The sequence below is a fragment of the Phycicoccus sp. Soil802 genome, assembly GCF_001429605.1.
Lineage (GTDB): Bacteria > Actinomycetota > Actinomycetes > Actinomycetales > Dermatophilaceae > Pedococcus.
On sequence record NZ_LMSS01000006.1, the window covers coordinates 418,709 to 445,139 of the forward strand.

The 26,431-nt window shown below is 72.2% G+C and carries 20 protein-coding genes; 13 read left to right on the plus strand and 7 right to left on the minus strand.

Going from position 1 to position 26,431, the window contains the following annotated elements; all coding sequences use genetic code 11:
• Positions 1-69 precede the first annotated feature (69 nt).
• From pepN to ASG91_RS16020, 6 genes are all read left to right on the plus strand, one after another.
• Positions 70-2,634 carry an aminopeptidase N gene (pepN, locus tag ASG91_RS15995; RefSeq protein WP_056923618.1) on the plus strand — a complete coding sequence of 855 codons (2,565 nt, stop codon included), beginning with the start codon at positions 70-72 and terminating at the stop codon, positions 2,632-2,634.
• On the plus strand, positions 2,627-3,571 hold the full coding sequence (locus tag ASG91_RS16000; RefSeq protein ID WP_056923808.1) for a mechanosensitive ion channel family protein: 945 nt from the start codon (positions 2,627-2,629) through the stop codon (positions 3,569-3,571). Before pepN ends, ASG91_RS16000 begins: the two co-directional genes overlap by 8 nt.
• Positions 3,568-3,978: a globin gene (locus tag ASG91_RS16005; RefSeq protein ID WP_056923619.1), complete on the plus strand. Its 411-nt coding sequence runs from the start codon at positions 3,568-3,570 to the stop codon at positions 3,976-3,978. Before ASG91_RS16000 ends, ASG91_RS16005 begins: the two co-directional genes overlap by 4 nt.
• A 134-nt stretch (positions 3,979-4,112) precedes the next feature.
• Positions 4,113-5,813: a glycoside hydrolase family 13 protein gene (locus ASG91_RS16010; RefSeq protein ID WP_235543605.1), complete on the plus strand. Its 1,701-nt coding sequence runs from the start codon at positions 4,113-4,115 to the stop codon at positions 5,811-5,813.
• A 99-nt stretch (positions 5,814-5,912) separates the two neighbouring features.
• Positions 5,913-6,707 (plus strand): glycerophosphodiester phosphodiesterase family protein, encoded by a 795-nt coding sequence (locus tag ASG91_RS16015; protein WP_056923621.1) that lies wholly within the window; start codon positions 5,913-5,915, stop codon positions 6,705-6,707.
• Entirely contained in the window at positions 6,704-8,140 is a 1,437-nt protein-coding gene (locus ASG91_RS16020) for an MFS transporter (protein ID WP_056923622.1), read from the plus strand. The genes ASG91_RS16015 and ASG91_RS16020 overlap by 4 nt, the downstream gene beginning before the upstream one ends.
• Here the strand turns inward: ASG91_RS16020 and ASG91_RS16025 are convergent.
• A complete protein-coding gene (locus ASG91_RS16025) occupies positions 8,122-9,039 on the minus strand; it encodes an NAD(P)-dependent oxidoreductase (RefSeq protein ID WP_056923623.1) in 918 nt (305 codons plus the stop codon). The genes ASG91_RS16020 and ASG91_RS16025 overlap by 19 nt on opposite strands.
• A gap of 87 nt (positions 9,040-9,126) precedes the next feature.
• On the opposite strand from ASG91_RS16025, the gene ASG91_RS16030 reads away from it, so the two are divergent.
• Together ASG91_RS16030 and ASG91_RS16035 are read left to right on the plus strand one after the other, a co-directional pair.
• A complete protein-coding gene (locus ASG91_RS16030; protein ID WP_056923624.1) occupies positions 9,127-9,714 on the plus strand; it encodes a TetR family transcriptional regulator C-terminal domain-containing protein in 588 nt (195 codons plus the stop codon).
• A gap of 481 nt (positions 9,715-10,195) precedes the next feature.
• Entirely contained in the window at positions 10,196-10,834 is a 639-nt protein-coding gene (locus ASG91_RS16035) for a hypothetical protein (protein WP_157581830.1), read from the plus strand.
• 13 nt (positions 10,835-10,847) lie between these two features.
• On the opposite strand, the gene ASG91_RS16040 is transcribed toward ASG91_RS16035, so the two are convergent.
• Together ASG91_RS16040 and ASG91_RS16045 are read right to left on the minus strand one after the other, a co-directional pair.
• On the minus strand, positions 10,848-11,471 hold the full coding sequence (locus ASG91_RS16040; protein ID WP_056923626.1) for a hypothetical protein: 624 nt from the start codon (positions 11,469-11,471) through the stop codon (positions 10,848-10,850).
• A complete protein-coding gene (locus tag ASG91_RS16045) occupies positions 11,471-11,989 on the minus strand; it encodes a thioesterase family protein (protein ID WP_082592426.1) in 519 nt (172 codons plus the stop codon). The genes ASG91_RS16040 and ASG91_RS16045 overlap by 1 nt, the downstream gene beginning before the upstream one ends.
• A 48-nt stretch (positions 11,990-12,037) precedes the next feature.
• Between ASG91_RS16045 and ASG91_RS16050 the strand changes: the two genes are divergently transcribed.
• Together ASG91_RS16050 and ASG91_RS16060 are read left to right on the plus strand one after the other, a co-directional pair.
• Positions 12,038-14,155, plus strand: coding sequence for an ATP-dependent DNA helicase RecQ (locus tag ASG91_RS16050; protein ID WP_056923810.1), 2,118 nt, complete (start codon positions 12,038-12,040; stop codon positions 14,153-14,155).
• Positions 14,156-14,898: 743 nt separating this feature from the next.
• The gene (locus ASG91_RS16060; protein ID WP_056923811.1) at positions 14,899-16,350 is read left to right on the plus strand and encodes a PLP-dependent aminotransferase family protein; all 1,452 of its coding nucleotides are present in this window, start codon (positions 14,899-14,901) and stop codon (positions 16,348-16,350) included.
• Here the strand turns inward: ASG91_RS16060 and ASG91_RS16065 are convergent.
• Positions 16,333-17,301: a DMT family transporter gene (locus ASG91_RS16065; RefSeq protein ID WP_235545698.1), complete on the minus strand. Its 969-nt coding sequence runs from the start codon at positions 17,299-17,301 to the stop codon at positions 16,333-16,335. The two genes, ASG91_RS16060 and ASG91_RS16065, sit on opposite strands and share 18 nt — an antisense overlap.
• 82 nt (positions 17,302-17,383) lie before the next feature.
• Between ASG91_RS16065 and ASG91_RS16070 the strand changes: the two genes are divergently transcribed.
• Genes ASG91_RS16070 through ASG91_RS16080 form a run of 3 tightly spaced genes read left to right on the plus strand, consistent with a single transcriptional unit; the run spans position 17,384 to position 19,745 of the window.
• Positions 17,384-18,295 carry a LysR family transcriptional regulator gene (locus ASG91_RS16070; protein ID WP_056923627.1) on the plus strand — a complete coding sequence of 304 codons (912 nt, stop codon included), beginning with the start codon at positions 17,384-17,386 and terminating at the stop codon, positions 18,293-18,295.
• Positions 18,292-19,263 (plus strand): acyl-CoA thioesterase II, encoded by a 972-nt coding sequence (locus ASG91_RS16075; RefSeq protein ID WP_235543601.1) that lies wholly within the window; start codon positions 18,292-18,294, stop codon positions 19,261-19,263. The genes ASG91_RS16070 and ASG91_RS16075 overlap by 4 nt, the downstream gene beginning before the upstream one ends.
• A gap of 2 nt (positions 19,264-19,265) precedes the next feature.
• Positions 19,266-19,745 carry a GNAT family N-acetyltransferase gene (locus tag ASG91_RS16080; RefSeq protein ID WP_235543599.1) on the plus strand — a complete coding sequence of 160 codons (480 nt, stop codon included), beginning with the start codon at positions 19,266-19,268 and terminating at the stop codon, positions 19,743-19,745.
• Here the strand turns inward: ASG91_RS16080 and treZ are convergent.
• The 3 genes from treZ to glgX are packed head-to-tail and all read right to left on the minus strand — an operon-like array spanning position 19,724 to position 26,300.
• Positions 19,724-21,622: a malto-oligosyltrehalose trehalohydrolase gene (gene treZ / locus ASG91_RS16085; RefSeq protein WP_235545700.1), complete on the minus strand. Its 1,899-nt coding sequence runs from the start codon at positions 21,620-21,622 to the stop codon at positions 19,724-19,726. The genes ASG91_RS16080 and treZ overlap by 22 nt on opposite strands.
• Complete coding sequence (gene treY, locus ASG91_RS16090; protein ID WP_157606383.1) at positions 21,619-24,138, minus strand: malto-oligosyltrehalose synthase; 2,520 nt, start codon at positions 24,136-24,138, stop codon at positions 21,619-21,621. The genes treZ and treY overlap by 4 nt, the downstream gene beginning before the upstream one ends.
• On the minus strand, positions 24,135-26,300 hold the full coding sequence (glgX, locus tag ASG91_RS16095) for a glycogen debranching protein GlgX (RefSeq protein ID WP_056923630.1): 2,166 nt from the start codon (positions 26,298-26,300) through the stop codon (positions 24,135-24,137). The genes treY and glgX overlap by 4 nt, the downstream gene beginning before the upstream one ends.
• Between the last annotated feature and the right edge of the window lie 131 nt (positions 26,301-26,431).

Sequence of the window (26,431 nt, forward strand, 5' to 3'; positions counted from 1 at the left end):
CGCCCGGTGGCCCACCCGTGCGAGGATGGCCGCCGAAACCACTCGACCTCCCTACGTGCAGGAGCACCGTTGCCTGGCATGAACCTCACCCGCGACGAGGCCACCGCCCGCGCCGCTGTCATCGCCGTCGACCACTACGACGTCACCCTGGACCTGACCACCTCGGACACGACGTTCCGGAGCACGACCACGATCACGTTCACGAGCGCCGAGCCCGGCGTCGAGACGTTCGTCGACCTGATCGCCCCGTCCGTGGAAGCGATCACCCTGAACGGCGAGCCGCTCGACCCGGCCACCCACTTCGACGGCGTGCGCGTCCGGGTCCCGGCCACGGCGGAGCGCAACACGCTCACGGTCGACGCCACCGCGGCATACATGAACACCGGCGAGGGGCTGCACCGCTTCACCGACCCGGTGGACGGGGAGGTCTACCTCTACTCGCAGTTCGAGGTGGCCGACTGCCGCCGGATGTTCGCGGTCTTCGAGCAGCCCGACCTCAAGGCGACCTTCGCGTTCACCGTGACCGCCCCGGACCACTGGCAGGTGGTGTCCAACTCCCCCACCCCCGAGCCGACGCCGGTGCGTGCCGGCGTGGCCACGTGGGCGTTCGGCACGACCGCGCGGATGTCCTGCTACATCACCGCGCTCGTCGCCGGCCCCTACGCCGTGGTGCGCGACGAGGTGGAGACCCGCCGCGGCACGGTGCCCCTGGGGATCTTCTGCCGCCAGTCGCTGCTGGAGCACCTGGACGCCGACAACGTCTTCGCCTGCACCAAGCTCGGCTTCGCCTTCTTCGAGGAGGAGTTCGACTGCGAGTACCCGTTCGAGAAGTACGACCAGCTCTTCACTCCCGAGTACAACATGGGCGCGATGGAGAACGCCGGCGCCGTCACCATCAGCGAGATCTACGTCTTCCGCTCGAAGGTGACCGAGGCCCTCGTCGAGCGTCGCGCGCTCACCCTGCTCCACGAGCTGGCCCACATGTGGTTCGGCAACCTCGTGACGATGAAGTGGTGGAACGACCTGTGGCTCAACGAGTCGTTCGCCGAGTGGGCCTCGACCACCTGCCAGGCGGAGGCCACCGAGTGGACCAGCGCCTGGACCACCTTCGGCACCTCCGAGAAGTCCTGGGCCTACCGCCAGGACCAGCTGTCCTCGACCCACCCGATCGTCGCGCCGATCCGCGACCTGCAGGACGTCGAGGTCAACTTCGACGGGATCACCTATGCCAAGGGCGCCTCGGTGCTCAAGCAGCTGGTCGCCTACGTCGGCCGCGAGCCGTTCACCGCCGGTCTGCGGGCCTACTTCGCCAAGCACGCCTGGGGCAACACCCGGCTCGAGGACCTGCTGCGCGAGCTCGAGGCCACCTCCGGGCGCGACCTGGGATCCTGGTCGAAGCTGTGGCTGGAGACCGCCGGCGTCAACACCCTCCACCCCGAGATCGACACCGATGACCAGGGTCTGGTCTCCTCCGCGCGGATCGTCCAGACCTACGCCGAGGGGTTCGAGACGCTGCGTCCGCACCGCCTGGCCGTGGGCCTGTACGACGTCGACGACAGCGCCCCCGGCGGTGGCGCGCTGGTCCGCACCGACCGGATCGAGCTCGACGTCGACGGGGAGTCCACCGACCTGCCGCAGCTGGTCGGTCGCCCGGCCCCCGACCTGCTCCTCGTCAACGACGACGACCTCGCCTACGCCAAGATCCGCCTCGACGAGCGTTCGCTCGCGACCGCCCTGGCGCACCCGCGCGGGTTCCAGGACAGCCTGCCCCGCGCCCTCGTCCTCGGCGCCGCGTGGGACATGACCCGCGACGCCGAGATGTCGGCCCGCGACTTCGCGGCGCTCGTCCTCGCCTCGCTCCCCGGCGAGACCGACTCGACCCTGCTCCGGGTGCTCCTGGGCCAGCTGCAGACGGCGTTGCACCTCTATGTCGCGCCGGCCCACCGCGAGGCGGCGCTCGCGAGCGCCGCCCGCGACCTGCGGGCCCTCGCTGTGGCCGCCGAGCCCGGCAGTGACGCCCAGCTCCAGCTGGTCGGGGCGTATGCCGCGCACCAGCGCGGTGGCGAAGACGCGGCATACCTGCGTGGCCTCCTCGACGGCACGGAGGTGCTGGACGGCCTCGCCATCGACACCGACATGCGCTGGCGACTGCTCACCACGCTCGCCGCCTGTGGCGCGGCGACGACGGCCGACATCGACGCCGAGCTGGCGCGCGACAACACGGCCACCGGGCGCGAGCACGCCGAGCAGGCCCGCGCGTCCTTCCCGACCGCCGAGGCCAAGGCCGAGGCCTGGCGCCGTGGCGTGGAGGAGACCGGTCTGCCCAACTCGATCCTCGAGTCGGTCGCCGCCGGCTTCGCGACGGTGCACGACAACACGCTCCTGGAGCCCTACGTCGAGAAGTACCACGCGATGCTCGACACCGTGGAGGGCAAGGGGTCGCACGCCATCATCGAGATCCTGGTCCGCGGCTTCTACCCCACGGTCCTGGCCGACCAGCGGCTCCACGACGCCACCGAGGCCTGGCTGTTGGCGCACCCCGACGCGCCCGCGGCCCTGCGCCGCCTGGTCACGGAGAACCGCGACCCGATCGCCCGCGCCCTGCGCGCGCAGCAGCGTGATGCCGATGCCTGAGAGGTTCTTGGACGGGTTCAACCTGCATGCCCTGCTCGAGGTCACTCCCCACTCGGCCTGGGACTGGTTCACCGGCCAGCCGTTGGACATCGTCATCACGGTGGTCGCGGCCGTCATCCTCCGCTGGCTGGCGCTGAGATCGATCGGTCGGGTGGTCGCCACGACCCTCGCCCGGTCGGACGCCCGGCGGACCGGCGAGAGCAGCCGGGCGGGACGAGTGCTGGCCCAGGCCACCGGCTCGGCCCACGAGCGGCACCGCCAGCGCACCCTGACCATGGGCTCGCTGCTGCGGAGCATGGTCACCTTCGTCGTCGTCATGGTCACGGTCCTCACGATCCTGACCACGGTGGGGATCAACCTCGGACCGGTGCTCGCCACGGCCGGGGTCGGCGGTGTGGCGCTCGGGTTCGGCGCCCAGAGCCTCGTCAAGGACTTCCTCTCGGGCATCTTCATGATCCTCGAGGACCAGTACGGCGTCGGTGACGTCGTCGACACCGGCGAGGCCATCGGCACCGTCGAGGAGGTCTCGCTGCGAGTCACCCGGCTGCGCGACGGCCAGGGCGTGGTCTGGTACATCCGCAACGGCGAGATCATCCGGATCGGCAACAAGAGCCAGGGCTGGTCCACCGCGATGGTCGACATCCCGGTCGCCTACTCCGAGAACCTCGACAAGGTGATCCCGCTGATCCGCACCGTGGTCCACGAGCTCGACCAGAGCCCCGACTGGACCGACAAGCTGCTGGAGGAGCCCCAGGTCGTCGGGGTCGAGTCGATGACCGGCTCGGTCGTGACGATCCGCGTGATCGCCAAGACCGCCCCCGAGCAGCAGTACGGCGTCTCGCGCGAGATCCGCGAGCGGGTCAAGGCCGCCTTCGACGAGAACGGCGTCAAGGCCCCGGTCATGACGCCCTTCGGCCCCGCGGCAGGCGCCCGATGAGCATCCAGTCGCCCGGTGGCGAGCAGTTCGGCAGCTTCTACGACCAGGTCGGCGGGCACGAGACCTTCCGCAAGCTGGTCCACGAGTTCTACCGGGGAGTGGCCACCGACCCCCCGCTGCGCGCCCTCTACCCCGAGGACGACCTCGGACCGGCCGAGGAGCGGTTCCGGATGTTCCTCGAGCAGTACTGGGGTGGCCCGACCACCTACTCCGACCAACGTGGCCACCCCCGGCTGCGGATGCGGCACCACCCGTTCAAGGTGACCCCTCTGCAGCGCGACCGCTGGCTGCACCACATCATGGCCGCGGTCGACACCCTCGACCTCCCCCCGGCGAACGACCTGCTGCTGCGCGACTACCTCGAGCGCGCCGCCCACTCGATGGTGAACTCGCTCGACGAGGACTGACCCACCGCTCACGGTGCGGGGTGCCGCGTGGCCCGGCCACGCGGCATACCCTCCGGCTCGCGGGTGGTTCCGCTGGGCAAGACGGTGGCAGGCTGGTTTCCCCGAACGCGTTCGATGCGTCAGCATTGTCTCCCGTGACGACGACCCTCTCCACGCACCTCATCCACCCCGCAGCCTCGGCCGACGCAGCCTGGTGGCGGCACGCCGTGATCTACCAGATCTACCCCAGGTCCTGGGCCGACGCCGACGGTGACGGCATCGGCGACCTGCCCGGTGTCACCGCCCGGCTCGACTACCTCAAGGCGCTCGGCGTCGACGCCGTGTGGTTCAGCCCGTTCTACAAGTCGCCCCAGGCCGATGCGGGCTACGACGTCGCCGACTACCGCGACATCGACGACCTGTTCGGCACGCTCGAGGACGCCGACGCGATGGTCGCGCGGGCCCACGAGCTCGGTCTGAAGGTGATCGTCGACCTCGTCCCCAACCACACCAGCGACGAGCACGAGTGGTTCCAGGCGGCGCTCGCCGCCGCACCCGGCAGCCCGGAGCGCGACCGCTACATCTTCCGCGACGGCAAGGGCCCGGACGGCGCCCTGCCGCCCAACGACTGGCACTCGGTCTTCGGCGGCAACGGCTGGACGCGCATCACCGAGGCCGACGGACAGCCCGGCCAGTGGTACCTCCACCTGTTCGACACCAAGCAGCCCGACCTCAACTGGGACAACCCCGAGGTCGGCGACGAGTTCGAGTCGATCCTGCGCTTCTGGCTCGACCGCGGCATCGACGGCTTCCGGGTCGACGTGGCGCACGGCCTCATCAAGGAGAAGGGGCTGCCCGACTACGACGCCGAGCTGCACATCCTCGACGGCGAGGTGAAGCCCGGCGCCCCGATGCCGCCGATGTGGGACCAGGACCCGGTCCACGACGTCTACCGCCGTTGGCACAAGGTGCTGGCCGAGTACGGCGAGCCCGACCGGATCCTCGTGGCCGAGGCCTGGGTGCGACCCCAGGAGCGCGCGGTGCGCTACATCCGCCCGGACGAGATGCACCAGACGTTCAACTTCGACTTCCTGCAGAGCCAGTGGCGCGCCGAGGACCTGCGCGAGGTGATCGAGTCCTCGCTCGCGGCGGCCGACTCCGTGGGCGCCCCCAGCACCTGGGTGCTGTCCAACCACGACGTGGTGCGGCACGCCTCCAGGCTGGGCCTGCCGGTCGGCGAGCGCCGGCCCAACGGCATCAGCGCCGAGGACCCGCAGCCCGACCGGGCGCTCGGGCTCCGGCGGGCGCGGGCGGCGACCACGCTCATGCTCGCCCTGCCGGGTGGGGCCTACCTCTACCAGGCCGAGGAGCTTGGCCTGCCCGACTCCACCGACATGCCCGGCGAGTTCCGCCAGGACCCGACCTTCATCCGCAGCAAGGGCAAGGAGATCGGCCGCGACGGGTGTCGCGTCCCGATCCCGTGGGAGAAGGACGCGCCGTCGTTCGGCTTCGGTCCCACCGACCAGACCTGGCTCCCGCAGCCCGCGATCTACGGCGACTACGCCGTCGACCAGCAGGACGGCGTGGAGGGGTCGACGCTCGAGCTCTACCGCACCCTGCTGCGGACGCGGCGCGACCGCCAGCTCGGCACGGGTGGGCTGCGGTTCGCGGAGGGCTTCGGCGACGAGGTGGTCGCCCTGGTCAACACGGGCCAGGGCCAGGACACCCTCGTCATCGCGAACCTCGGCACCGAGCCGGTGGCGCTGCCCGACGGCGCGACCGTCGTGGTGGCCTCGGGCGACCTGACCGACGACGGCCTGGTGCCGACCGACACGACGGTCTGGGCCGCTCTCTGACGTGACCCTCACCCTCATTCGATGTGAACGCGCCGGGAATCCCCGGCGCGTTCACATCGAACCGGCTGACGGAGTCGGGTCGTGGCACAGAATGGGCGCGTGAGAGCCGCGGACTTCGCCTTCTTCGACGCCCCGACCCCCATCGGGCTGGCGCACCGGGGTGGGGCGAAGCTCGCGGCCAACCTGCACCTCGAGAACACCCTCGCGGCCTTCCGCGAGGCGGTACGGATGGGTTACCGCTACCTCGAGACCGACGTGCACGCCACGGTGGACGGCACGCTGCTCGCCTTCCACGACCTGCGGCTCGACCGGGTCACCGACCAGCGTGGCGTGATCGCCGACCTCCCGTATGCCGCGGTGCGGGTCGCCCGGATCCACGGCACCGAGCCGATCCCCCTGCTCTCGGACCTGCTCGAGGAGTTTCCGGACACCCGGATCAACATCGACGTCAAGGCGCCGGGAGCCATCGAGCCCCTGGCCGAGGTGATCCGTCGACACAGGGCGATCGACCGCGTCTGCGTCGGCTCGTTCTCCGACCGGCGGCTGCGGGCCGTGCGCCGGCTCCTCGGACCGGGGTTGGCCACCGCGACCGGACCGGCTGAGGTGGCCGCCCTGCGCCTGGCCCCCCAGCGGGTCGCCTCGTGGCTGCGCTCCCCCGCGGCCGTCCTGCAGATCCCGACCGGGCACCTCGTCGGCGGTCGTCGCCTCGACCTGGTCACGCCGGGGCTGGTCGAGCGGGTGCACGCGATGGGCAAGCACGTCCACGTCTGGACCATCGACGACGCCGACGAGATGCACCGGCTCTTCGACCTCGGCGTGGACGGCATCGTGTCCGACCGCATCGACACCCTCGCCGACGTCCTGACCGAGCGCGGCGTACCGTTGCGCCAGTGACCACGCCCACCCCACACCCTGCCCCGGAGGGTGTCGAGGATGCTGGTCCGGGCAGCGCACCCGAGGCGCGTGTCGGCGTCTTCCACCCGCGCTACGTGCTGCTGTCCGTCTCCCTGCTGGCGCTGATCACGGTGATCGCCTTCGAGGGCATGGCGGTCTCCACGGCGATGCCGGACGCCGCCCGCGAGCTCGACGCGGTGCGGTCCTACGGGCTCGCCTTCTCGGTCATGCTGACGACCCAGCTGCTCGGCATCGTGCTGGCCGGTGTCTGGTGCGACCGGTTGGGTCCGCTGCCCTCCCTCTTCGCGGGCCAGCTCCTGTTCGCGGCCGGGTGCGGCCTGTGTGGCGGCTCGCAGTCGTTCGGGCCGTTCCTCGCCGGGCGTGGGGTCGCCGGCCTGGGAGCCGGGCTGATCATCGTCGCCGGCTACGTCGTCATCGGCCGGGCCTACCCGGAGTCGTTGCGGCCCAAGGTGTTCAGCGTGATCTCCGCCGCGTGGGTGCTGCCCTCGCTGCTGGGTCCACCGGTCGCCGCATGGGTCACGACGACGTGGTCCTGGCGCTGGGTCTTCTGGCTCGTGGTCGTGCCGGTCGTCGCCGCCCTCGCGCTGGTCTTCGCCCGGCGCGCACAGATCGCAGCCGCCGACGAGGGTATCGACGAGTCGAGCCGCGACCACCGCGAGCACGCCCGGGCAGCGTGGTTCGGGGTGCTCATCGCGGTGTCCGCGGGCGCCCTCCAGTGGGGCACCCACGACCTCGAGCTCAGCTGGTCGACCAAGACCGCGGTCGCCGTCCTCGGTGTGGCGGGGATCGCCGCCACCGCACCGATGCTCCTGCCGCGCGGCACCTGGCTGCTGCGTCGCGGGCTGCCGTCGGTGATGCTGGCGCGCTTCCTGCTGACCTGTTCGTTCTTCGGCACGATCACCTACATCCCGCTCATGCTGGTCAACGAGCGTGGTCAGACCCTCGCGACGGCCGGCACGATCCTGGCGGTCGGGTCGCTCGGGTGGTCCACCGGTTCGTGGGTGCAGGGCCGCGACCGCTGGGCCGGGCGTCGCCACCAGCTCGTGGTCGCCGGTGGCGTGCTGCTGACCGCGGGCCTGCTCGCGATCGTGGCGGTCGCGCAGTTCGCCTGGCCTCCGTGGCTGATCGCCGTGGCGCTCGTCTCCTGCGGCATGGGCATGGGCCTGGGCACCGCGAGCCTCTCGGTGCTCTCACTCACCCTCACGTCGCCTGCCGACCACGGCACGACGTCGTCGTCGCTCCAGCTCGCCGACGTCCTGGGCTCGGTGCTCGGCATCGCCGCCGCCGGCGCGGTCTTCGCGGCCCGGCACACGACCGCCGGCCAGGACGTCCCGGTGTTCGTGAGCATGTGGCTGGGACTCAGCGTCGTCGCCGCCCTGGTCGTGGTCGCCGGTCAGCGGATCAGGACCTGAGCCCGCGGCCCCGGCTCCGCACCGCCGGGACGGCTGGACCGCGCCCGGACTGCAGCGATGACCGCGGCCATGTCGAGGCCTCCCCACCCCCCGTCCACGGTCTCGGCGAACAGGTCGTGCGCCGCATCGGCCAGTGGTGTGGCGACCCCGGCCTGCCGGGCGGCCGAGACCACGAGCTCGGCATTCATGAGCACGTCGGCGGCGCCTGCCTGCACGGCCCAGTCACCCGCGACCAGCTTGGCCAGCTTGGCGCGGGACACCGTGCTCGCCATCGGCCCCTCGTCGACGACCCGTTGCAACACCTCGAGGTCGAGCTCGTGCGCGGCCGCGAAGTGGAACGCCTCGACCAGGCCGGTCACCTGGGTGATGAGGAAGAGGTTCACCGCCAGCTTGGTGAGGAGCGCGCTGCCCACCGGGCCCGTCTCGACGACCGCCCTGCCGAGCGGCGCGAGAAGCGGCGCGACGCGGGACCGCACCGCTGCCTCACCGGCGAGCATGATGACGAGCTGGGCCGCCTCTGCGACCGGTCGCGACCCCGAGACAGGTGCCTCTGCGTACCAGCCACCGGCTGCCTCGACCTCGCGTCCCAGTGCGACCGAGAAGGACGGTGACGTGGTCCCGAGGTGGACCACGGTGCGTCCCCGGACCAGGTGGGTGAGCTCTTCGGTGCCTCTCGGCAACGCGGCGTCCACCCCACTCTCCCCGGCCAGCATGAGCAGGACGACCTCGCTTCGCTCGAAGACCTCGGCCACGTCGACAGCCCTCCGTGCACCCAGGCTCGCGAGGTGGTCGAGCGCCGGTGCCGAGCGGTTCCACACCACCAGGTCCTGACCTGCTGCGAGCAGGTTCGCCGCCATCGGTCGCCCCATAATGCCCAGCCCGATGAATCCGACCGTCATGTCGATCCTCCTGTCCAGGTGTGTCACGACCCTGTCATGACACTTGTCATAGTAGAGCGATCATGACAAGTGTCATAGTGTGGGTCGATGGAGAAGCCGCAGCGGTCCCCACGGGAACGGATGGTCTACGAGGCCGCGCAGGCCATGCGCGAGGACGGTGTCGGAGGCGCGGCCCTGCGGACCGTCGCCACCCGTGCCGCCGCCCCGCGCGGCTCACTCCAGCACTACTTCCCCGGCGGGAAGGACCAGCTGGTGACCGAGGCGCTCGAGTGGTCAGGAGAATTCGCTGCCGCACAGGTCCGCGCCTACCTCCGCGACACACGTCGGCCCAGTCCTTCTGGCATGTTCAACGACTTGGTGCGCCAGTGGGCTGCGGAGCTCGAGGACCGGCAGTTCGCGCGCGGCTGCCCTGTCGCCGCCTCGGTCGTCGACACCGCCAACGCCAACCCGCAGGTACGGGCGGCCGCAGCGGCTGCTCTCGCCACCTGGCAGAAGCCCCTGCGCTCCGGCCTGCGGACCATGGGAGTGCGGCCGGCTCGGGCCGCCGCCCTCGCCACGCTGATGCTCGCAGCGTTGGAAGGAAGCCTGGTCCTGGCCCGCGCCGAGCGGGACACCCACGCGCTTCGGGTGGTGTCCAGGGAGCTCGCGCCGCTGTTGGACGCAGCCCTGCCGTGAGGAGGCTGCGAACGGTCGTGGCGAGCGCCCTGCTGCTCGGCGGCGCCGTGGGCTGCAGCAGCACCCCTGCGCCGGTGCCCATGCCCTCTCCCCGGCCCATGCAGTGGGCGGCCGTGGACCTCCCTGCCGGTGCGCGCCCGCTGCTGGTCCGCGCGGGCGACGGAGTCGTCCTGGTCGCGACCCGCACCGGGGAACGGGCATCGATGTACCGGGTCGACGTGCCGGGCACGGCCGCTCCGGCCCGGTCAGGCTCGAGCCGCACAGCGTCTACGCCCCGGGCGCCCGCTGGGTCGACCTTGCCACCGACGGCCGGCGCGTCCTGGCGCTCGGGCGAGCGTCAGGCGGGGCCCACGGCCTCCCCCGGTGGACCGTGTGGGACGGCACGCCGGCACGCCTCGTCGAGGAACCCCAGCCGTTCGAGACCTTCGGTGGACCACGATCGGGCGGGCTGGCCGCGGTCGGACTCGGCCGAGGAGCTGTGGTGGCGGGGACGTGGGACGACGACGGCCCGGGCCTGGACGCCAGGCTCTGGACGGACACCGCGCCGCACGGGTGGGACCGCGTCCCTGCCGACCCTGCTCTGGCCAGCACCGGCCGCCTCCTGCCCCAGCCTGCGGCAGTCGGCTGGTCAGCCACGCGGCTCCTCGTGGCCGGCTCCGTGACCGACCTGGGCGGAGGTTCGTCCGTCGTCACCCGCGCCACGACGTGGACGGCACCCAAGGTGAGCGGGCCGTGGACGCGCCATGACCTGCCCACGAGGAGCCCCTCGGCCCGCGCCACCAGTGCGGCCTGCGCAGGTGACGCCTGCTGGGTCGCCGGGCTCGACGGGGATGCTCCCGCGGCATGGGAGGTGGCGCCGGCGTCCGTCACCCGATCGCCCCTGCCCGCGGTGCCGACCTCATCGGGCGTGCCTCCAGCCCTTTCCGTGACAGCGGGCTCTGTCTGGGTCGCGGTGGCCGGGCGCGAGGCCGTCGTGCTGGCTCGTCAGGAGGGCAGCGGCTGGGTCGCCTTCCGGGGACCTCCCGGTCGACCGGTGTCGCTGGCCGCGTCACCCGGGCGGCTGGTCCTCGTGACGGGCACGGCGACCGGCACCCGGCTCTGGACGGCCGCGACGGAGTGACCGTGGTGGCCGGTCAGCGGATCAGGACGTGACCTGCGGGCGTTGACAGCCGGGTCCACCGGCCGTGCGCCCACACCGTCATCTCTGCCCCGGGAGCAGCGAACCCCAGCACGTATGCCGCGAAGGCGCCGCCCGCAGGAACCGGCGGGGTCGTGGTCGTCAGCCGCCCCCACACCCGTCGGCGCAGGGCCGTGACGGCCGCGCTCCCCGCGTCCGCAGGGGCGCCCGAGGCGACCTCCTCGATCCCCTGTCGCGCCACGGCATACACCTCGTCGGCGGTGACCGCCCCGACGCGCTCCCACCCGCCACGCGGCGGCGCCATCGCCGCCCAGGCGACGCTGACGGTCACCGGGGGCAGGGACAGGGTGGAGCCGCCCTCGCGGGCGAGGCGGTCGGTGACCGCGGCCAGCGACACCGTGACGTCGAGGTGGACCGGCTCGGCCAGCGGCATCGCCCGCAGGCCGATCACGACCCCCTCGGCCATCAGGCCGCTGCCCGGCAGGACGCCGACGTAGGCGGCCAACGTCTGCCCGGTCGCCTGGAGCCGGATCGCGCCGTCCTCGTCCGCGGCCTTGGCGCGGGCGACGTAGGTGCGCAGGTCGTCGAGGCCCTGCGGGTCGGGGAAGGTCAGCTCCATCAGCGTCGACGCCAGCGGAAGGGCACCGGCTCACCCGAGTGCGCCCTGAGCATGGCCCGCAGCGTGTCGTCCATCCGTCGCGGGGTGCTGGTTGCGAAGTCGTAGAGGACCAGCGTCGTCTCCGCGCGGGCGTAGACCACGTCGCCCTCGCCACCTTCGGCCGACGGCCGCCCGTCGCGCACCTCGTAGGCGAGGTCGAAGCCGGCGCCCCCGATCTTGGTGGCCCACATCTCCACGACGATGGGCGGCACCCGGAACAGCAGGGGCGCGAGGTACTCGATCTCGTGGCGCGCGACGAGGATCCCCTCCGAGAGCACCGACCGGTCCTGGCCGAACCAGTCCTCGAAGCCGATCACGCGGGCGTCCTCGAGCAGCCGGAGGAACTGCACGTTGTTGACGTGGCCATAGGCGTCCATGTCGCTCCAGCGGAGCGGCACGTTGACCCGGTACCGGGCGGTGGGCTCGGTGGAGTCGCGGCGGTCGTCGGGACTCCCGTCGGGGTGCTGGTCGTGGGCCATGTGGACATCCTCGCAGGGCTGTCGGGCCGGCGGCATACGGTGGTCGCCATGGAGACCACCGCGGCACCCGACCTGCACACCCAGGCCACCACCGTGCTGCGGCGCCTGGTCGGCCGCGACGACGTCGACTTCCGCGACGGCCAGCTCGAGGCCGTCGAGGCGCTGGTCGGCCGGCGCCGCCGGGTGCTCGTCGTCCAGCGCACCGGCTGGGGCAAGTCGGCGGTCTACTTCGTCTCCACCGCCCTGCGCCGGGCCGAGGGCGCCGGCCCGACCGTGATCGTGTCGCCGCTGCTCGCGCTGATGCGCGACCAGATCGCCGCCGCGGGCCGGGCCGGGATCCGGGCGGTGACCATGAACTCCGCCAACGCCGACGAGTGGGGGCAGGTCTCGGCGGCGCTGGCGGCCGACGAGGTCGACGTGCTGCTCGTCAGCCCCGAGCGCCTCAACAACCCGCGGTTCCGTGACGAGCAGCTGCCCGACCTGGCCCGCCGGTGCGGCCTGCTCGTGGTCGACGAGGCCCACTGCGTGTCCGACTGGGGCCACGACTTCCGCCCCGACTACCGCCGGATCCGCGACCTGCTCACGGTGCTGCCCGCAGACACCCCGGTGCTGGCGACCACGGCCACCGCGAACGCCCGCGTCGTGACCGACGTGGTCGAGCAGCTCGGGGCCGGCGGCCATGACGTGCTGACCCTGCGCGGCGGCCTCGCCCGCGACTCGCTGCGCCTGGGCGTGATGGCCCTGACCTCACCCGAGCAGCGGCTGGCCTGGTTGCTCGCCCACCTCGACTCGCTCCCCGGCAGCGGCATCGTCTACACCCTCACCGTGTCGGCCGCCGAGGACATCGCCGTCGCCCTGCGCGAGGCGGGCCACGAGGTGCGGGCCTACACCGGCCGCACCGACCCGGCCGACCGCGAGCGCCTCGAGGCGATGCTGCGCGACAACCAGGTCAAGGCGCTCGTGGCGACCTCGGCGCTGGGCATGGGGTTCGACAAGCCCGACCTGGGCTTCGTGCTCCACCTCGGCGCGCCCTCGTCGCCGGTCGCCTACTACCAGCAGGTCGGCCGTGCCGGTCGCGCCACCGAGCGGGCCGACGTGCTGCTCCTGCCCGGGCCGGAGGACAAGGACATCTGGGCCTACTTCGCCTCCGCCTCGATGCCCCGTCAGGAGCAGGCCGACGCCGTGCTGACCGCCCTGGCCGGCTCGGCCAAGGCGCTGTCCACCGCAGCGTTGGAGTCGATCGTCGACATCCGGCGCACCCGGCTCGAGCTCCTGCTCAAGGTGCTCGACGTCGACGGCGCCGTCCAGCGGGTGCCGGGTGGCTGGACCTCGACCGGCCAGCCGTGGACCTACGACGCCGAGCGCTACGCGCGGGTGACCGCAGCCCGGGTGCGCGAGCAGGACCTCATGGTGAGCTACGAGCAGACCGGCAGCTGCCGGATGGAGTTCCTCCAGGAGTCGCTCGACGACGACTCCGCCGCGGCGTGCGGACGCTGCGACTCGTGTGCCGGGGTGTGGTTCCCCACCGACATCCCTGCCGTCGCGGTCACCACGGCGCGAGGTCGTCTCGAGCGGGCCGGGGTCGAGCTGGAGTCGCGGGCGCAGTGGCCGACGGGCATGGACCGGCTCGGTGTGCCAGTGCGAGGGAAGATCAGCCCCGACGAGGCGATGGAGACCGGTCGGGCCGTGGCCCGGCTCACCGACCTGGGCTGGGGTCAGCAGCTCCGGTCGCTCCTGCGAGCGCCCGATGCCGCGGTGCCGCCCGAGCTGTTGCGGGCCTGTGTGCCGATCCTGCGCGACTGGGGCTGGACCGAGCGACCCGTCGCCGTGGCCATGGTCCCGTCCCGCACCCGTCCGCTCCTGGTCGAGTCGCTGGGCCGGGGCATCGCCGAGATGGGCCGGATGCAGTGGCTGGGCGCCCTCGACGCCGTCGACGGTGGACCGGTCGGCGAGGCGGGCGGCAACAGCGCCTTCCGGCTCGCCGGGGTGTGGGGTCGTCTGGAGGTCGGCGCCGAGCAGGCGTCAGGCCTGCGCGGGCTCGACGGACCCGCCCTGCTGGTCGACGACATCGCTAGCTCGCGCTGGACGCTCACCGTCGCGGCCGCCGCCCTGCGCCGTGCGGGTGCCACCGGCGTGCTGCCGTTCGTGCTGGCCCTCGACGCCTGACGCCGGAGGGTTGCCTGCAGCCGTCAGGCCGGCCACGCCTGCCATGCCGTCGAGCGGCACGGTGAAGATCGGCAGGAACACCTGCACGACCGGGCCGATCAGCACGGCATACAGCACGGTGCCGAGCCCGACCACCCCGCCGAGCAGCCAGCCCACGACGAGCACGGTCACCTCGATGCTGGTCCGCACCAACCGGAAGCTGCGCCCGGTGCGGCGCACGAGACCGGTCATCAGACCGTCGCGCGGACCGGGGCCGAACTGGCTCCCGATGTAGAGCGCGCCGGCCAACCCGTTGAGGACGATCCCGCCCACCAGGAGCACGACCCGCAAGACCATCGCGTCGGGCGCCTCGAGCAGCGCCAGCGTCGCGTCGGTGGCCAGACCGATGACGACCACGTTGGCGACGGTGCCCAGCCCGGGCCACTGCCGCAGCGGGATCCACAGCAGCAGCACCGCCACCCCGACGATGATCGTCACGGTGCCGAAGCTGACCGGCAGGTGCTGGGCGATGCCGTAGTGGAACACGTCCCACGGGTCCAGCCCGAGCCCGGAGCGGACCATCATCCCCATCGAGACCCCGTAGAGGGTCAGGCCCACGGCGAGCTGGACCAGCCGACGGGTGGTGCGGCCGGCCCGCAGCTGCTGCCGGGGAGTGAGGGAGGCGAGGGAGGTGCGGGTCATGGTGCCAAGATTGGCCTGCATTGGTCTGTTCTTCCATAGCCAATCGTGAGAAAGTGGTCTGCATGGCGACCCGAGCAATCTCCGCGACCCGGCTGGTGCCGATGCTGGGCGCGGCCCTCGAGACGGCGCCGGCGTACCGCGGGCTCGCCGACGCCGTGCGGCTCCTCGTCGCAGACGGGCGGGTCCCCGTGGGCACCCGGCTGCCCAGCGAACGCGACCTCACCACCGCCCTCGGGGTGAGCCGCACCACCGTCACGCGCGCGTATGCCGAGCTGCGCGACCGCGGGTACCTCACCTCGCGGCAGGGCTCCGGCAGCGTCGTCGCGCTGCCGGGCGACCCGGCCGGGCGACGGCAGGGCACCGCGCTGCACCCGTCGTCCGAGCAGCACGACGGAGGCGTCATCGACCTCACCTGCGCCTCGATGAGCGCCCCGCCGGGGACGGTCGCCGCCTACGAGCGCGCCGTGGCCGAGCTGCCCCGCTACCTCGCCGGCACGGGCTACCACCCACTCGGCCTGATGTCCTTGCGCGAGGCCCTCGCCCAGCGGTTCACCGAGCGCGGGCTGGCGACGACACCCGACCAGGTCATGGTGACCAGCGGAGCCCTCGCCGGGCTCGCCGTGACGGCTCGCGCGCTGCTCTCCCCCGGCGACCGCGTGCTGCTCGAGAGCCCGACCTACCCCAACGCGATCGACACGTTGCGGCGCTCCGGGTCGCGCGCGGTGGCCCTGCCCCTCGACCGCAGCGGCTGGGACATCGGCGCCGCCGAGGCCGCCCTGCGCCAGACCGCCCCGCGTGCCGCCTACCTGATCCCCGACTTCCACAACCCGACCGGCGCGCTCATGCCCGACGCCCAGCGCGCCGAGCTCGGCGACGCCCTGGCCGGCACCCACACGGTCGGGGTCGTCGACGAGACGCTGGTCGACCTCGCCCACGACCCCGACCTCCGCATGCCCCGCCCGCTCGGCGCCCACCACCCGCGCACCGTGACCCTGGGCGGCGCCAGCAAGTCGTTCTGGGGTGGCCTGCGGATCGGCTGGATCCGCGCCCCCCGCGAGCTGATGCCCGCCCTCGTGGGCGCCCGGCTGACCCTCGACCTCGGGGCGCCGGTGCTGGAGCAGCTCGTGCTGACCGACCTGCTCGCGCACCGGGAAGAGATCATCGCGGACCGGCGCGCTGCCATCGTGTCCACTCGTGACGCCCTGGTCGACGCGTTGCGGATTCGCTTGCCGCAGTGGAGGTTCCGCATGCCCGAGGGCGGCCTGTGCCTGTGGGTGGAGCTGCCCGAGGCGTTGTCGACCCCGCTGTGCGCGGCGGCCGACCAGCGCGGCCTCGTGCTGGCTCCCGGGGCCCAGTTCGCGGTCGAGGGTGGCATGGAGCGGTTCCTCCGGTTGCCGTTCACCGGTCACCCGACGGAGGTGGTCGGCGAGGCGGTCGAGCGCCTGGCCCTGGCCTGGGACGACGCGCAGTCGGCCCGGCCGTCGAGGCACGGTGGCTCACCCCTCGTCGCGTGAGCGCGGGCGGCGGCGGCTGACCACCACGCCGACCAGGCAGACCGCTCCGCCGACCAGGGCGAGCGTGCTCGGCACCTCCGACAGGAAGACCCAGGACATCAGCACGGACAGCACGGTCACGAGGTAGCCGAGCGGTCCGAGGCGACCAGCCGGCATACGTCGCAGCGCGTAGGCCCACGTCGTGAAGGCCACCGCCGTCGGGAACGCACCGAGGTAGGCCGCCCCGAGCAGCGCCGACGTGGGTGCATCCTGCGCCTCGCGCACCAGCTCGCCCGCGTACGGCAGGGTGACCACGGTGCCGACCAGGCAGCCGAGCCAGGTGGCCCGCAGCGCGTCCACGCTGCGAAGTGTGACCTTCTGCAGGAGCACCGACGACGCGTAGAGCACCGCGGCCACGAGGGCGAAGGCGATGCCCGCGCCGTCGCGCCGTCCACTGGAGTCCGACGCCATCAGGGCGACGCCCGCGAAGGCCACGGCGCACCCGAGGAAGACCGGTCGCGAGAAGCCCTCACGGAGGAAGAGCCCGCCGCCGAGGGCGATGAGGACGGGGGCGACGTTGACCAGGAGCGCCGCCGTGCCGGCGTCGACGTGCCGCTCCGCGGCGTTGAGCGCGACGTTGTAGCCCGCGAACCAGAGCGCGCCGTACCCCACGACGGGAAGCACCGCGCGCCAACCGCGGGGCAGCAGCGGGCCGGCAGCGCGTCCGGGCCCGAGCAGCACGAACGGGGTGAGCCCGACCGCGGCGACCGCGACCCTGGCGAGGGCCATCGGCCCGGGCGACAGGTGCGCACCGCTGCTGCGGATGACGACGAAGGCCGACGCCCAGAGCACGATGGTCACGAGCGCGGCCCCGGCCGCCCGGGTGGCGGGGCTGACCAGCCGCCGCGGCTGCGCGGTCTCCGGCAGGGTGGCGTCGCGGGGCTCGAGGACTGGACTGGTCGCGGTGGTCACCGGTCAATCGTCGAGGGCGGGGACACATCAGCACAAGCGATGGTTCCTTCACTTCCGTTAAGCATCACTGTATGGTCGGAGCATGCTCGACGTGCATCGCCTCCGTGTCCTGCGCACCGTCGTCGCCACCGGTTCGGTCGGTGCGGCAGCCACCACGCTCGGCTACACCCCGTCCGCGGTGAGCCAGCACCTGGCCACTCTGCAGCGCGAGACCGGCCTGCTGCTCATCGAGCGCAAGGGTCGCGGCATCCAGCCGACCGCGGCGGGCCGCACCCTGGCTGACGAGGCCGGCCGCGTGCTGGAGTCGCTCAGCGGCGTCGAGGGGGTGGTCGGTGACCTGCGCGCCGGTCGGGTGGGGCGGCTCTCGATCAGCTACTTCGCCTCTGCCGGGGCGGCGTGGATCCCGCCGATCGTCGCCGGGCTGATGCAGGAGTTCCCCGAGCTGCGCCTCGACCTGCGGCTCATCGAGCTGCTCGGCGACGGGCACCCCGATCCCGACCTCGAGATCTTCGTCGGCGGTGCCGACGAGCACCTGCGCCCGGGCCGCGCCCAGTCCCGCGTGCACCACCTGCTCGACGACCCCTATGCCGTGGTCGTGCCGACCGACCATCCGCTGGCCCGGGCTCGGAGCGTCCCGCTCGCCGAGCTGGCGAGCGAGCAGTGGGTGGACAACGACTTCAACCGCGGCTTCTGCCGCCAGGTCATCCTCGACGCCTGTGCCGAGGCGGGTTTCAGCCCCGACTTCCGCATCGAGACGCACGACTACCCCACCGCGATCGCCTTCGTGGCGGCCGGCGTCGGCGTCACCGTCCTGCCCGGTCTGGGGGCGACCCGGCTGCCCCCGGGTGTCGTCGCGATCCCGCTCGTGGCACCCACGCCGGTGCGGCACGTCTACGTCGCCGTGAAGGCCTCCGTCGAGCACCACCCGGCCGCCCGGAGAGCCGTCGCACTGCTGCGTGAGCGCGTCACCGCCCCCGCTAGGGTCGAGGCGTGAGCGACGAGAGCACCCCTGACATCGCCCCTGGGTCAGACCCCGACTTCGACCCCCTGGCCGACCTGCTCGACACCCTCGACCTCGAGGAGCTGGGCACGGCCAGGATCACCGTCGAGGGCGTCGGCGACCGCGCCGACTTCGGCGAGTCCGGGGCAACGGTCTTCCTGGGGCGCAGCCAGAAGATGCCCCACGGGCGGGTCTTCGGCGGGCAGGTCCTGGCGCAGTGCGTGATCGCCGCCGGCCGCACGATGCAGGACGTCGACGACGGCGACGGCCCCCGGCACATCCACTCCCTGCACGGCTACTTCATGCGGCCCGGCGACGACACGCAACCCATCCGGTTCGCGGTCGAGCGGATGCGCGACGGCAACTCGTTCTCCACTCGTCGCGTGCACGCCATCCAGGACGGCTTGCCCATCCTGTCGATGATCACGTCGTTCCAGGAGGCCTCCGGGGGCCTGGACCACCAGGACCCGATGCCCGTCGTCCCCGGCCCGGACGAGCTCCGCTCGCTCGCCGACGAGTTCGGCGGCATCGACCACCCGGGTGCCCGTCACCTGGTGAAGCGCCCGATCGAGCACCGCCACGTCGAGAACAACCTCTTCGTGGCGCCCGGGCCCGAGCTCACCGCCCACCAGAGTGTCTGGATGAGGGCGCTGGGGCGGCTGCCCGACGACCCGCTGATCCACGCGGCGGTGCTCGCCTACGCCTCGGACTACACGCTCCTCGAGCCGGTGATCCGCAAGCACGGGCTCACCTGGACCGACCGCCGGCTGCGCCCGGCGAGCCTCGACCACGCGATGTGGTTCCACCGGCCGGTGCACGCCGACGAGTGGATCCTCTACACGCAGGAGTCGCCCTCGGCCTCGGGCGGCCGCGGGTTGGGGATCGGGCGGATGTTCGCCGCCGACGGCACCCTCGTCGCGACCGTCGCCCAGGAGGGCATGGTCCGCGTCAAGGAGTCCTGACCGTGACCGAGGCGGGACCGCGCGACCCGGGCCAGTGGGTGGTCGACGACCTCCGCGCCGACGACCACGAGGCCTGGTCCCGGCTGCACCGCGGCTACCTCGACTTCTACGAGTCCACCCGCCCCGACGAGGTCAGCGCCATCGTCTGGGGCTGGCTGACGGACCCGGCCCACGAGCTCGAGTGCCTGGTGGTCCGCAAGGCAGCTGGCTCGGAACCCGTTGGCATCGCTCACCTCCGACCCTTCATCCGACCGCTGCACGGATCGGTGGCCGGCTTCCTCGACGACCTGTTCGTGGCACCGGGGCACCGTGGCAGCGGAGCCGTCGACGCACTCCTCCGCGGCGTGCAGGAGCGCGCCCGTGAGCGGGGGTGGACCACGGTCCGCTGGATCACCCGGGCGTCGAACACCAGGGCCCGGTCGACCTACGACCGGCTCGCCGTGCAGACCGACCTGGTGACCTACGACCTCGCCGTCGACTGACCCATCCGCACGACTGCCGCGGTGAACGGCGGCAGGTGCACGCCATGGCCCCGGAGCCGGGTCTGTGCCGGCTCCCAGGCGAGCACGACACTCTCGGGTGCTGCGTCGAGGGGCACGGTCCAGCGCGACTCGGCCAGGTTGACGACCACCCGGTGGGCGCCACGACGGACGACGAACCAGCCGGCACCCTCATCGAAGTCGACTGCCACTGACTCCAGGCTTCCGTTGCCGAGGTCGAACTCCTTGCGCCGCAACGCGATCAACGCCTGGTACCACGCGAACATCCGCGCGTGCTCCCCTTCGTGGAGCTCGGCCCAGTCGAGCTGCGAGCGACGGTAGGTCTGCTCGTCCTGCGGGTCCGGCACGTCCTCGGCGGCCCAGCCGTGGGCCTCGAACTCGCGACGGCGGCCTTCGGTGACGGCCCGCTTCATCTCCGGCTCGTCGAAGTCGGTGAAGAACTGGAACGGCGTCGTGGCCGCCCACTCCTCCCCCATGAACACCATCGGCGTGAACGGACCGGTGAGGTAGAGGGCTGCCCCGATGGCTTGGCGACCCGGTGTCACGACAGCGGAGATGCGGTCGCCGACGGCCCGGTTGCCGACCTGGTCGTGGGTCTGCAGGTAGGCGAGGAACCGTCGCCCGTCGACCTTCCGGCGGTCGACCGGGGCACCCCACTCGGCGTCGCGGAAGCTGGACCAGCGGCCGTCGTGGAGGAACGCCCTCGTGAGCGTCTTGGCCAGCACCGCGAGCGGCCCGCCGTCGGGCAGGGCACGGCAGTGACCGGCGAAGTCACCGTAGTAGCCCTGGGTCTCACCGGTCAGGGTGACGTGGAGGGCGTGGTGGATGTCGTCGTCCCACTGGGCGTCCATGCCGAGCCCACCGTCGGCGGTCGGGGTGACGGTGCGGGGGTCGTTCAGGTCGCTCTCGGCGATGAGGTCGAGGGGCCGGCCCAGGCGCGCGCTCAGCGTCGCCACCTCGTCGGCCAGCTGCGCGAGCACGTGCTGGTCGGAGTCGTCCCTGAGCTCGTGCACGGCGTCGAGGCGCAGCGCGTCGACGTGGAAGTCCGCGAACCACCGCAACGCGTTGTCGATGATCCAGCGCCGCACGTGGAGGCTGCCCGGGCCGTCGAGGTTGAACCCGTGGCCCCACGGCGTGGGGTGCGACTCGGTGAAGTAGGGACCGAACCGCGACAGGTAGTTCCCGACCGGCCCGAGGTGGTTGTAGACGAGGTCGAGGCACACGCCGAGGCCGAGGCCGTGACACGCGTCGACGAAGCGCTGGAGCGCCGCGGGCCCGTCGTACTCGTCGTCGACCGCCCACGGCCCGACGCCGTCGTAGCCCCAGTTCCAGCGACCCGGCCACGAGGCCACCGGCATCAGCTCGACGACATCGACCCCGAGGTCGACCAGGTGCTGCAGCCGACGCTGCGCAGCGTCGAGGGTGCCCTCGGGGGTGAAGGTCCCCACGTGCAACTCGTAGACCACGGCCCCGAGCACACCCTCACCGTGCTGCGGCCCGGCCCAGGTCGCGTCGCGCCAGGCGTGCCGGCCCGCGTCGAACCAGCGGCTCTCGCCGTGCACGCCGTGGGGCTGCCAGGCCGAGCGCGGGTCCGGGGTCACGTCACCGCCGTCGACGCGGAACGCATAGTCCAGACACGGGTATGCCGCCGTGCCCGGCTCAGCGGCGGGGGCCTCCCAGCGCCACCAGCCGTCGCCCTTGCGCTCCATCTCCGAGCGCCGCGCCGGGCCGTCGTCGAGCGACCACTCGACCTCCACGTGCTGGGCAGCGGGCGCCCACACGGTGAGCTCGGGCCCGGGAAGGACCGGCTCGCCTGCCGGCTTCGTCGCGGGCGAGGACGTCATTTGTGCGGTGTTCATTTGGGGTCAAGGCTGCCATGCCGCACGAGCAAGGCAACTGGAAGGGCCGCCAGCACCTCCGAGAGCTGTGCTGACCCGCTCGGCCCGGGCGGCACGGGCCGGCCGGTGAGCAGGTCCTCCCACGCACCCTCGGGGAGGTCGAGCCCGGCAGCGCCCCAGCCGCCGTCGGCGCGCAGCCGCTCGCCGAGGCGAGTCATGACCGCGACCACCTGGGTGCCGCTCGCGTCGCCCCTCCCCAGGGCCAGGGCGTGCGCGCTCGAGGTGGGGACGGCGGCATACGTGGCGTCCTCGCCGGTGAACCACTCGGGGTGGTCACGGCGCAGCCGGAGGGTGCGTGAGGTCACGAGCAGCTTCTCGTCGTCGAGGTCGCTGGCGGGCTCGCCGGCGTCGAGCCGGGTGAGCCGCTGCCTGCGAGTGGCGTAGTCGACAGGCCGGCGGTTGTCGGGGTCGACGAGGGAGAGGTCGACCAGCTCGGTGCCCTGGTAGACGTCGGGGACGCCGGGCAGCACGAGCTGGAGGAGCTTCTGGCCCAGCAGCGTCTCGCGGGCGGCCGGGGCGGCGCGGTCCACCCATCGGCCGACCTGCTCGACGAGGGCGGGCTCGGTGGTCAGGGCCGCCACGAACGTCGCGACGTCGGCCTCGTAGTCGCTGTCAGGGTCGGTCCAGGTGGTGTGCTGCTTGGCCTCGCGGACCGCCTTGGTGGCGTAGGCCTGCAGGCGGTCGTTGTCGACCGGCCAGGCGCCGACGGCGGTCTGGAGCAGGAGGTACTCGGTGGCCGGGTCGAGCCGGCTGCCCCGGTGGCGCGCCGCGAGGTCGCGGGTCGCGCGCACCCAGGCCGCCCACTCCCCCGGCAGCTCGGCGAGGACCGAGAGCCGGGCGCGGACGTCCTCGGACCGCTTGGTGTCGTGCGTGGAGAGCGTCGTCATCGTGGTCGGCCAGCTGGCGAGCTGACGGCTGGCGAACGCGTGCAGCTCGGTCGGGTCGAGGCCGAGGTGGCCGGGGTCGCCGCCGACCTCGTTCAGACCGGTGAGGCGTGCGTAGCGGTAGAACGCGGTGTCCTCGATGCCCTTGGCCATGACCGGGCCGCAGGTCTGCTGGAACCGCACCATGAACTCGCGGTGGGCGGCCTCGGCGGCCTCGTCCAGCTCGTCGAGCGGCGTGCCCTCGGCCAGGAGCGAGACGATCCCCACCGCGTCCTGGTCGGCCTCGGCGACGTGGGTGGCGGCGCGGGCCTCGGCGTGGGCGAGCACCTGCAGCTGGTCGTGGTCGTCGGGCTGGCCGGGCACGAGGTAGGCGCGGTAGCGGTCCATCGCCACGAGCAGCGCGCCCAGGCCACGGCGCAGGGAGGCCTGGTCCTCGTCGGGCACGATCTTCGCGAGCAGGCGCATGAGCCGGTTGACCTCGGCCTCCTGGACCTGGGCGACGACCTGCTCCTTGGCGGCCAGCACCAGCTCGTCGAGCTCCTGTCGCTCACCCACGAGCTCGGCGAGCAGGTCGGTCAGCGGCGCTTCGCCCTCGGGGTCGACGAACACCTGCTGCACGCGCAGGAGGGTGTCGTAACCGGTCGTGCCCGCGCAGCGCCAGTCGTCGGGCAGCTGCTCGTGGCCCTCGAGGATCTTCTCGGCGACCACCCACGCGTCGCCGGTGGCGTCGGCCAGCCGGGCGAGGTAGCCCGCCGGGTCGGCCAGCCCGTCGGGGTGGTCGATCCGGAACCCGTCGATCGTGCCGGCCCCGAACTCCTCCAGCAGGAGCCGGTGGGTGTGGTGGAACACGTCGGGGTCCTCGACCCTGACGGCGACCAGGGTGGTGACGTCGAAGAACCGCCGGTAGTTGAGCCAACTGCCGCCCTCGCGCCAGTCGCAGAGCCGATAGTGCTGCGCTGCAACGAGATCGGCGAGGTCGAGCGACTCGGTCCCGGACCGGACGGGAAAGACGTGGTCGTAGTAGCGCAGGACCGTCTCGTCACCGTGCGGCCCACCGCCCGCCTCGACGGAGAGCTCGTCGGCGGCCAGCACGGCCTCGAGCGACTGGCCGAGCACCGGCACCAGGACGCGCCCGTCCTCGGCGTCCCAGTCGACGTCGAACCAGTGCGCGTGGTCGGAGTCGCGCCCCTCGCGCAGCAGGAACCACCAGGGGTGGTTGAGCGACGCCGGGGTCGGCGTCGTCATGTGATTGGGCACCACGTCGACGACCGTGCCGAGGCCGGCCTGCCGGAGGGCGGCAGCCAACAGGTCGAAACCCTCCGCGCCACCCGCCTCCTCGTTGAGGAACTCGTGGCTGACCACGTCGTACCCGTGCGTCGACCCGGGGGCCGGCGCCAGGATCGGCGACAGGTAGGCGTGTGAGACCCCCAGTGCGGCCAGGTAGTCCGCCTGCTCGGCAGCAGCACCGAAGGTGAAGGCCGGCTGTACCTGCAGCCGGTAGGTCGCGGTGGGCACCACCCGCCCGGCGGCGGGCCGGTGCGGTGCTGCACCCCCCGGCATACCGGTCTGCACTGCGCCCGTCGACGAGCTCATCGGCGCGCGAGCGCCGCTCCGGCCGGCGACCCTGACGGAAGCACTCGAGGACAGCGCAGCACCACGACGCTGCGGCCCTGCGCGGTGATCTTGGCGTCGGGCTTGTACTCCTTCGCCTCGACCTCCTGCGCGGACGTGTCGAGCTCGGTGACCCAGCGGTCGCCGTACTCCTTGCCTGGGAGCACGAACGGGAGCGGGTCGTGGTGGCCGTTGAAGATCACGAGGAAGTGGTCGTCGAGGGTCTGCTGCCCGCGGGTGTCGGGCTCGGGGATCGTCTGTCCGTTGAGGAAGACCATCATCGAGCGCGCATAGCCGTTGGCCCAGGAGTCCTCGTCCATGTGGTTGCCGCCAGGCTCGAACCAGGCGATGTCGCCGACCGCGCTCTCGCCACCGTGGTCGGCCGACCCGGCGAAGAACCGGCGCCGACGGAACACCGGGTGGTCACGACGCAGCGCGACGAGCTTCTGGGTGAAGGAGATGAGGTCGAGCTGGTCCTGGTCGAGGTCCCAGTCGATCCACGAGATCTCGTTGTCCTGGCAGTAGCCGTTGTTGTTGCCGGACTGGGTGCGGCCAAGCTCGTCACCGTGCAGGAGCATCGGCACGCCCTGCGAGAGCAGCAGGGTCGCGAGCATGTTGCGCTGCTGGCGCAGCCGGAGCGCGTTGATCTTCTTGTCCTTGGTGGGGCCCTCGACGCCGCAGTTCCAGGAGCGGTTGTGGCTCTCGCCGTCGTTGCCGTCCTCGCCGTTGGCATCGTTGTGCTTCTCGTTGTAGGACACCAGGTCTCGCAACGTGAAGCCGTCGTGCGCGGTGACGAAGTTGATCGAGGCGATCGGCTTGCGCCCGCTGTGCTCGTAGAGGTCGCTCGAGCCGGTGAGCCGCGAGGCGAACTCGCCCAGCGTCGCGGACTCGCCACGCCAGAAGTCGCGGACCGTGTCGCGGTACTTGCCGTTCCACTCGGTCCACAGGGGCGGGAAGTTGCCGACCTGGTAGCCGCCGTCGCCGACGTCCCACGGCTCCGCGATGAGCTTGACCTGGCTCACCACCGGGTCCTGCTGGACGAGGTCGAAGAAGGCCGACAGCTTGTCGACCTCGTGGAACTGGCGGGCCAGCGTCGCCGCGAGGTCGAACCGGAAGCCGTCGACGTGCATCTCGGTGACCCAGTAGCGCAGCGAGTCCATGATCAGCTGCAGCACGTGGGGGTGCCGCATGAGCAGGCTGTTCCCGGTGCCGGTGGTGTCGTAGTAGTGCGCCTTGTCGTCGTCGACGAGCCGGTAGTAGGCGGCGTTGTCGATCCCGCGGAAGCAGATGGTGGGGCCGAGCTGGTTGCCCTCGGCCGTGTGGTTGTAGACCACGTCGAGGATGACCTCGATGCCCGCCTCGTGGAGCGCCTTGACCATGCCCTTGAACTCGGCGACCTGCTCCCCCCGCGTGCCGTATGCCGCGTAGCCGTTGTGCGGCGCGAGGAACCCGATCGTGTTGTAGCCCCAGTAGTTGGACAGGCCCTTGTCGCGCAGGGTGAAGTCGTTGACGAACTGGTGCACCGGCATCAGCTCGATGGCCGTGATGCCGAGGCCCTTGAGGTGCTCGATGATCACCGGGTGGGCGATGCCCGCGTAGGTGCCGCGGATCTCGTCGGGGATGTCGGGGTGGGTCTCGGTGAGGCCCTTGACGTGGGCTTCGTAGATGACGCTGTTGTGGTACTCGTGCCGTGGCAGGCGGTCCTGGCCCCAGTCGAAGAACGGGTTGATCACGACCGAGAGCATCGTGTGGCCGAGACTGTCCTCGACGTTGGCCTTGGCCGGGTCCTCGCTGGGGGCGTCGAAGTCGTAGGAGAAGAGCGACTGGTCGCCGTCGGGCTGGCCGTCGATCGCCTTGGCGTAGGGGTCGATGAGGAGCTTGTTGGGGTTGCAGCGATGGCCCTCGGCCGGCTTGTAGGGGCCGTGCACGCGGTAGCCGTAGCGCTGGCCGGGCTGCACGCCCGGGAGGTAGGCATGCCACACGAACCCGTCGACCTCGGGGAGCTCGACCCGGGTCTCCGCGCCGTTGTCGTCGATGAGGCAGAGCTCGACCTTCTGCGCCACCTCGGAGAAGAGCGCGAAGTTCACCCCGGTGCCGTCATACGTGGCGCCGAGGGGGTAGGACTTGCCGGGCCAGATTTCCATGCATCGCCTTCGTCGTTGATCAGCCCACGGGGGTGCGGGGCCGGGTGAAGAAGGACGTCGACGGCCTCCAGCGAACCCATTGTGCACGACTCCTCGCCATTCACACGCCAGGTCCACCCCAACCACTAAGC

What these genes read in the sequence shown, in the direction of transcription:
- treZ (WP_235545700.1), bottom strand. Translation starts at nt 21,622, where the DNA reads ATGAACACCGCACAAATGACGTCCTCGCCCGCGACGAAGCCGGCAGGC.
- ASG91_RS16060 (WP_056923811.1), top strand. Translation starts at nt 14,899, where the DNA reads ATGGCGACCCGAGCAATCTCCGCGACCCGGCTGGTGCCGATGCTGGGC.
- ASG91_RS16025 (WP_056923623.1), bottom strand. Translation starts at nt 9,039, where the DNA reads ATGACGGTCGGATTCATCGGGCTGGGCATTATGGGGCGACCGATGGCG.
- ASG91_RS16040 (WP_056923626.1), bottom strand. Translation starts at nt 11,471, where the DNA reads ATGGAGCTGACCTTCCCCGACCCGCAGGGCCTCGACGACCTGCGCACC.
- ASG91_RS16000 (WP_056923808.1), top strand. Translation starts at nt 2,627, where the DNA reads ATGCCTGAGAGGTTCTTGGACGGGTTCAACCTGCATGCCCTGCTCGAG.
- ASG91_RS16005 (WP_056923619.1), top strand. Translation starts at nt 3,568, where the DNA reads ATGAGCATCCAGTCGCCCGGTGGCGAGCAGTTCGGCAGCTTCTACGAC.
- treY (WP_157606383.1), bottom strand. Translation starts at nt 24,138, where the DNA reads ATGAGCTCGTCGACGGGCGCAGTGCAGACCGGTATGCCGGGGGGTGCA.
- ASG91_RS16030 (WP_056923624.1), top strand. Translation starts at nt 9,127, where the DNA reads ATGGAGAAGCCGCAGCGGTCCCCACGGGAACGGATGGTCTACGAGGCC.
- ASG91_RS16045 (WP_082592426.1), bottom strand. Translation starts at nt 11,989, where the DNA reads ATGGCCCACGACCAGCACCCCGACGGGAGTCCCGACGACCGCCGCGAC.
- ASG91_RS16070 (WP_056923627.1), top strand. Translation starts at nt 17,384, where the DNA reads ATGCTCGACGTGCATCGCCTCCGTGTCCTGCGCACCGTCGTCGCCACC.
- ASG91_RS16050 (WP_056923810.1), top strand. Translation starts at nt 12,038, where the DNA reads ATGGAGACCACCGCGGCACCCGACCTGCACACCCAGGCCACCACCGTG.
- glgX (WP_056923630.1), bottom strand. Translation starts at nt 26,300, where the DNA reads ATGGAAATCTGGCCCGGCAAGTCCTACCCCCTCGGCGCCACGTATGAC.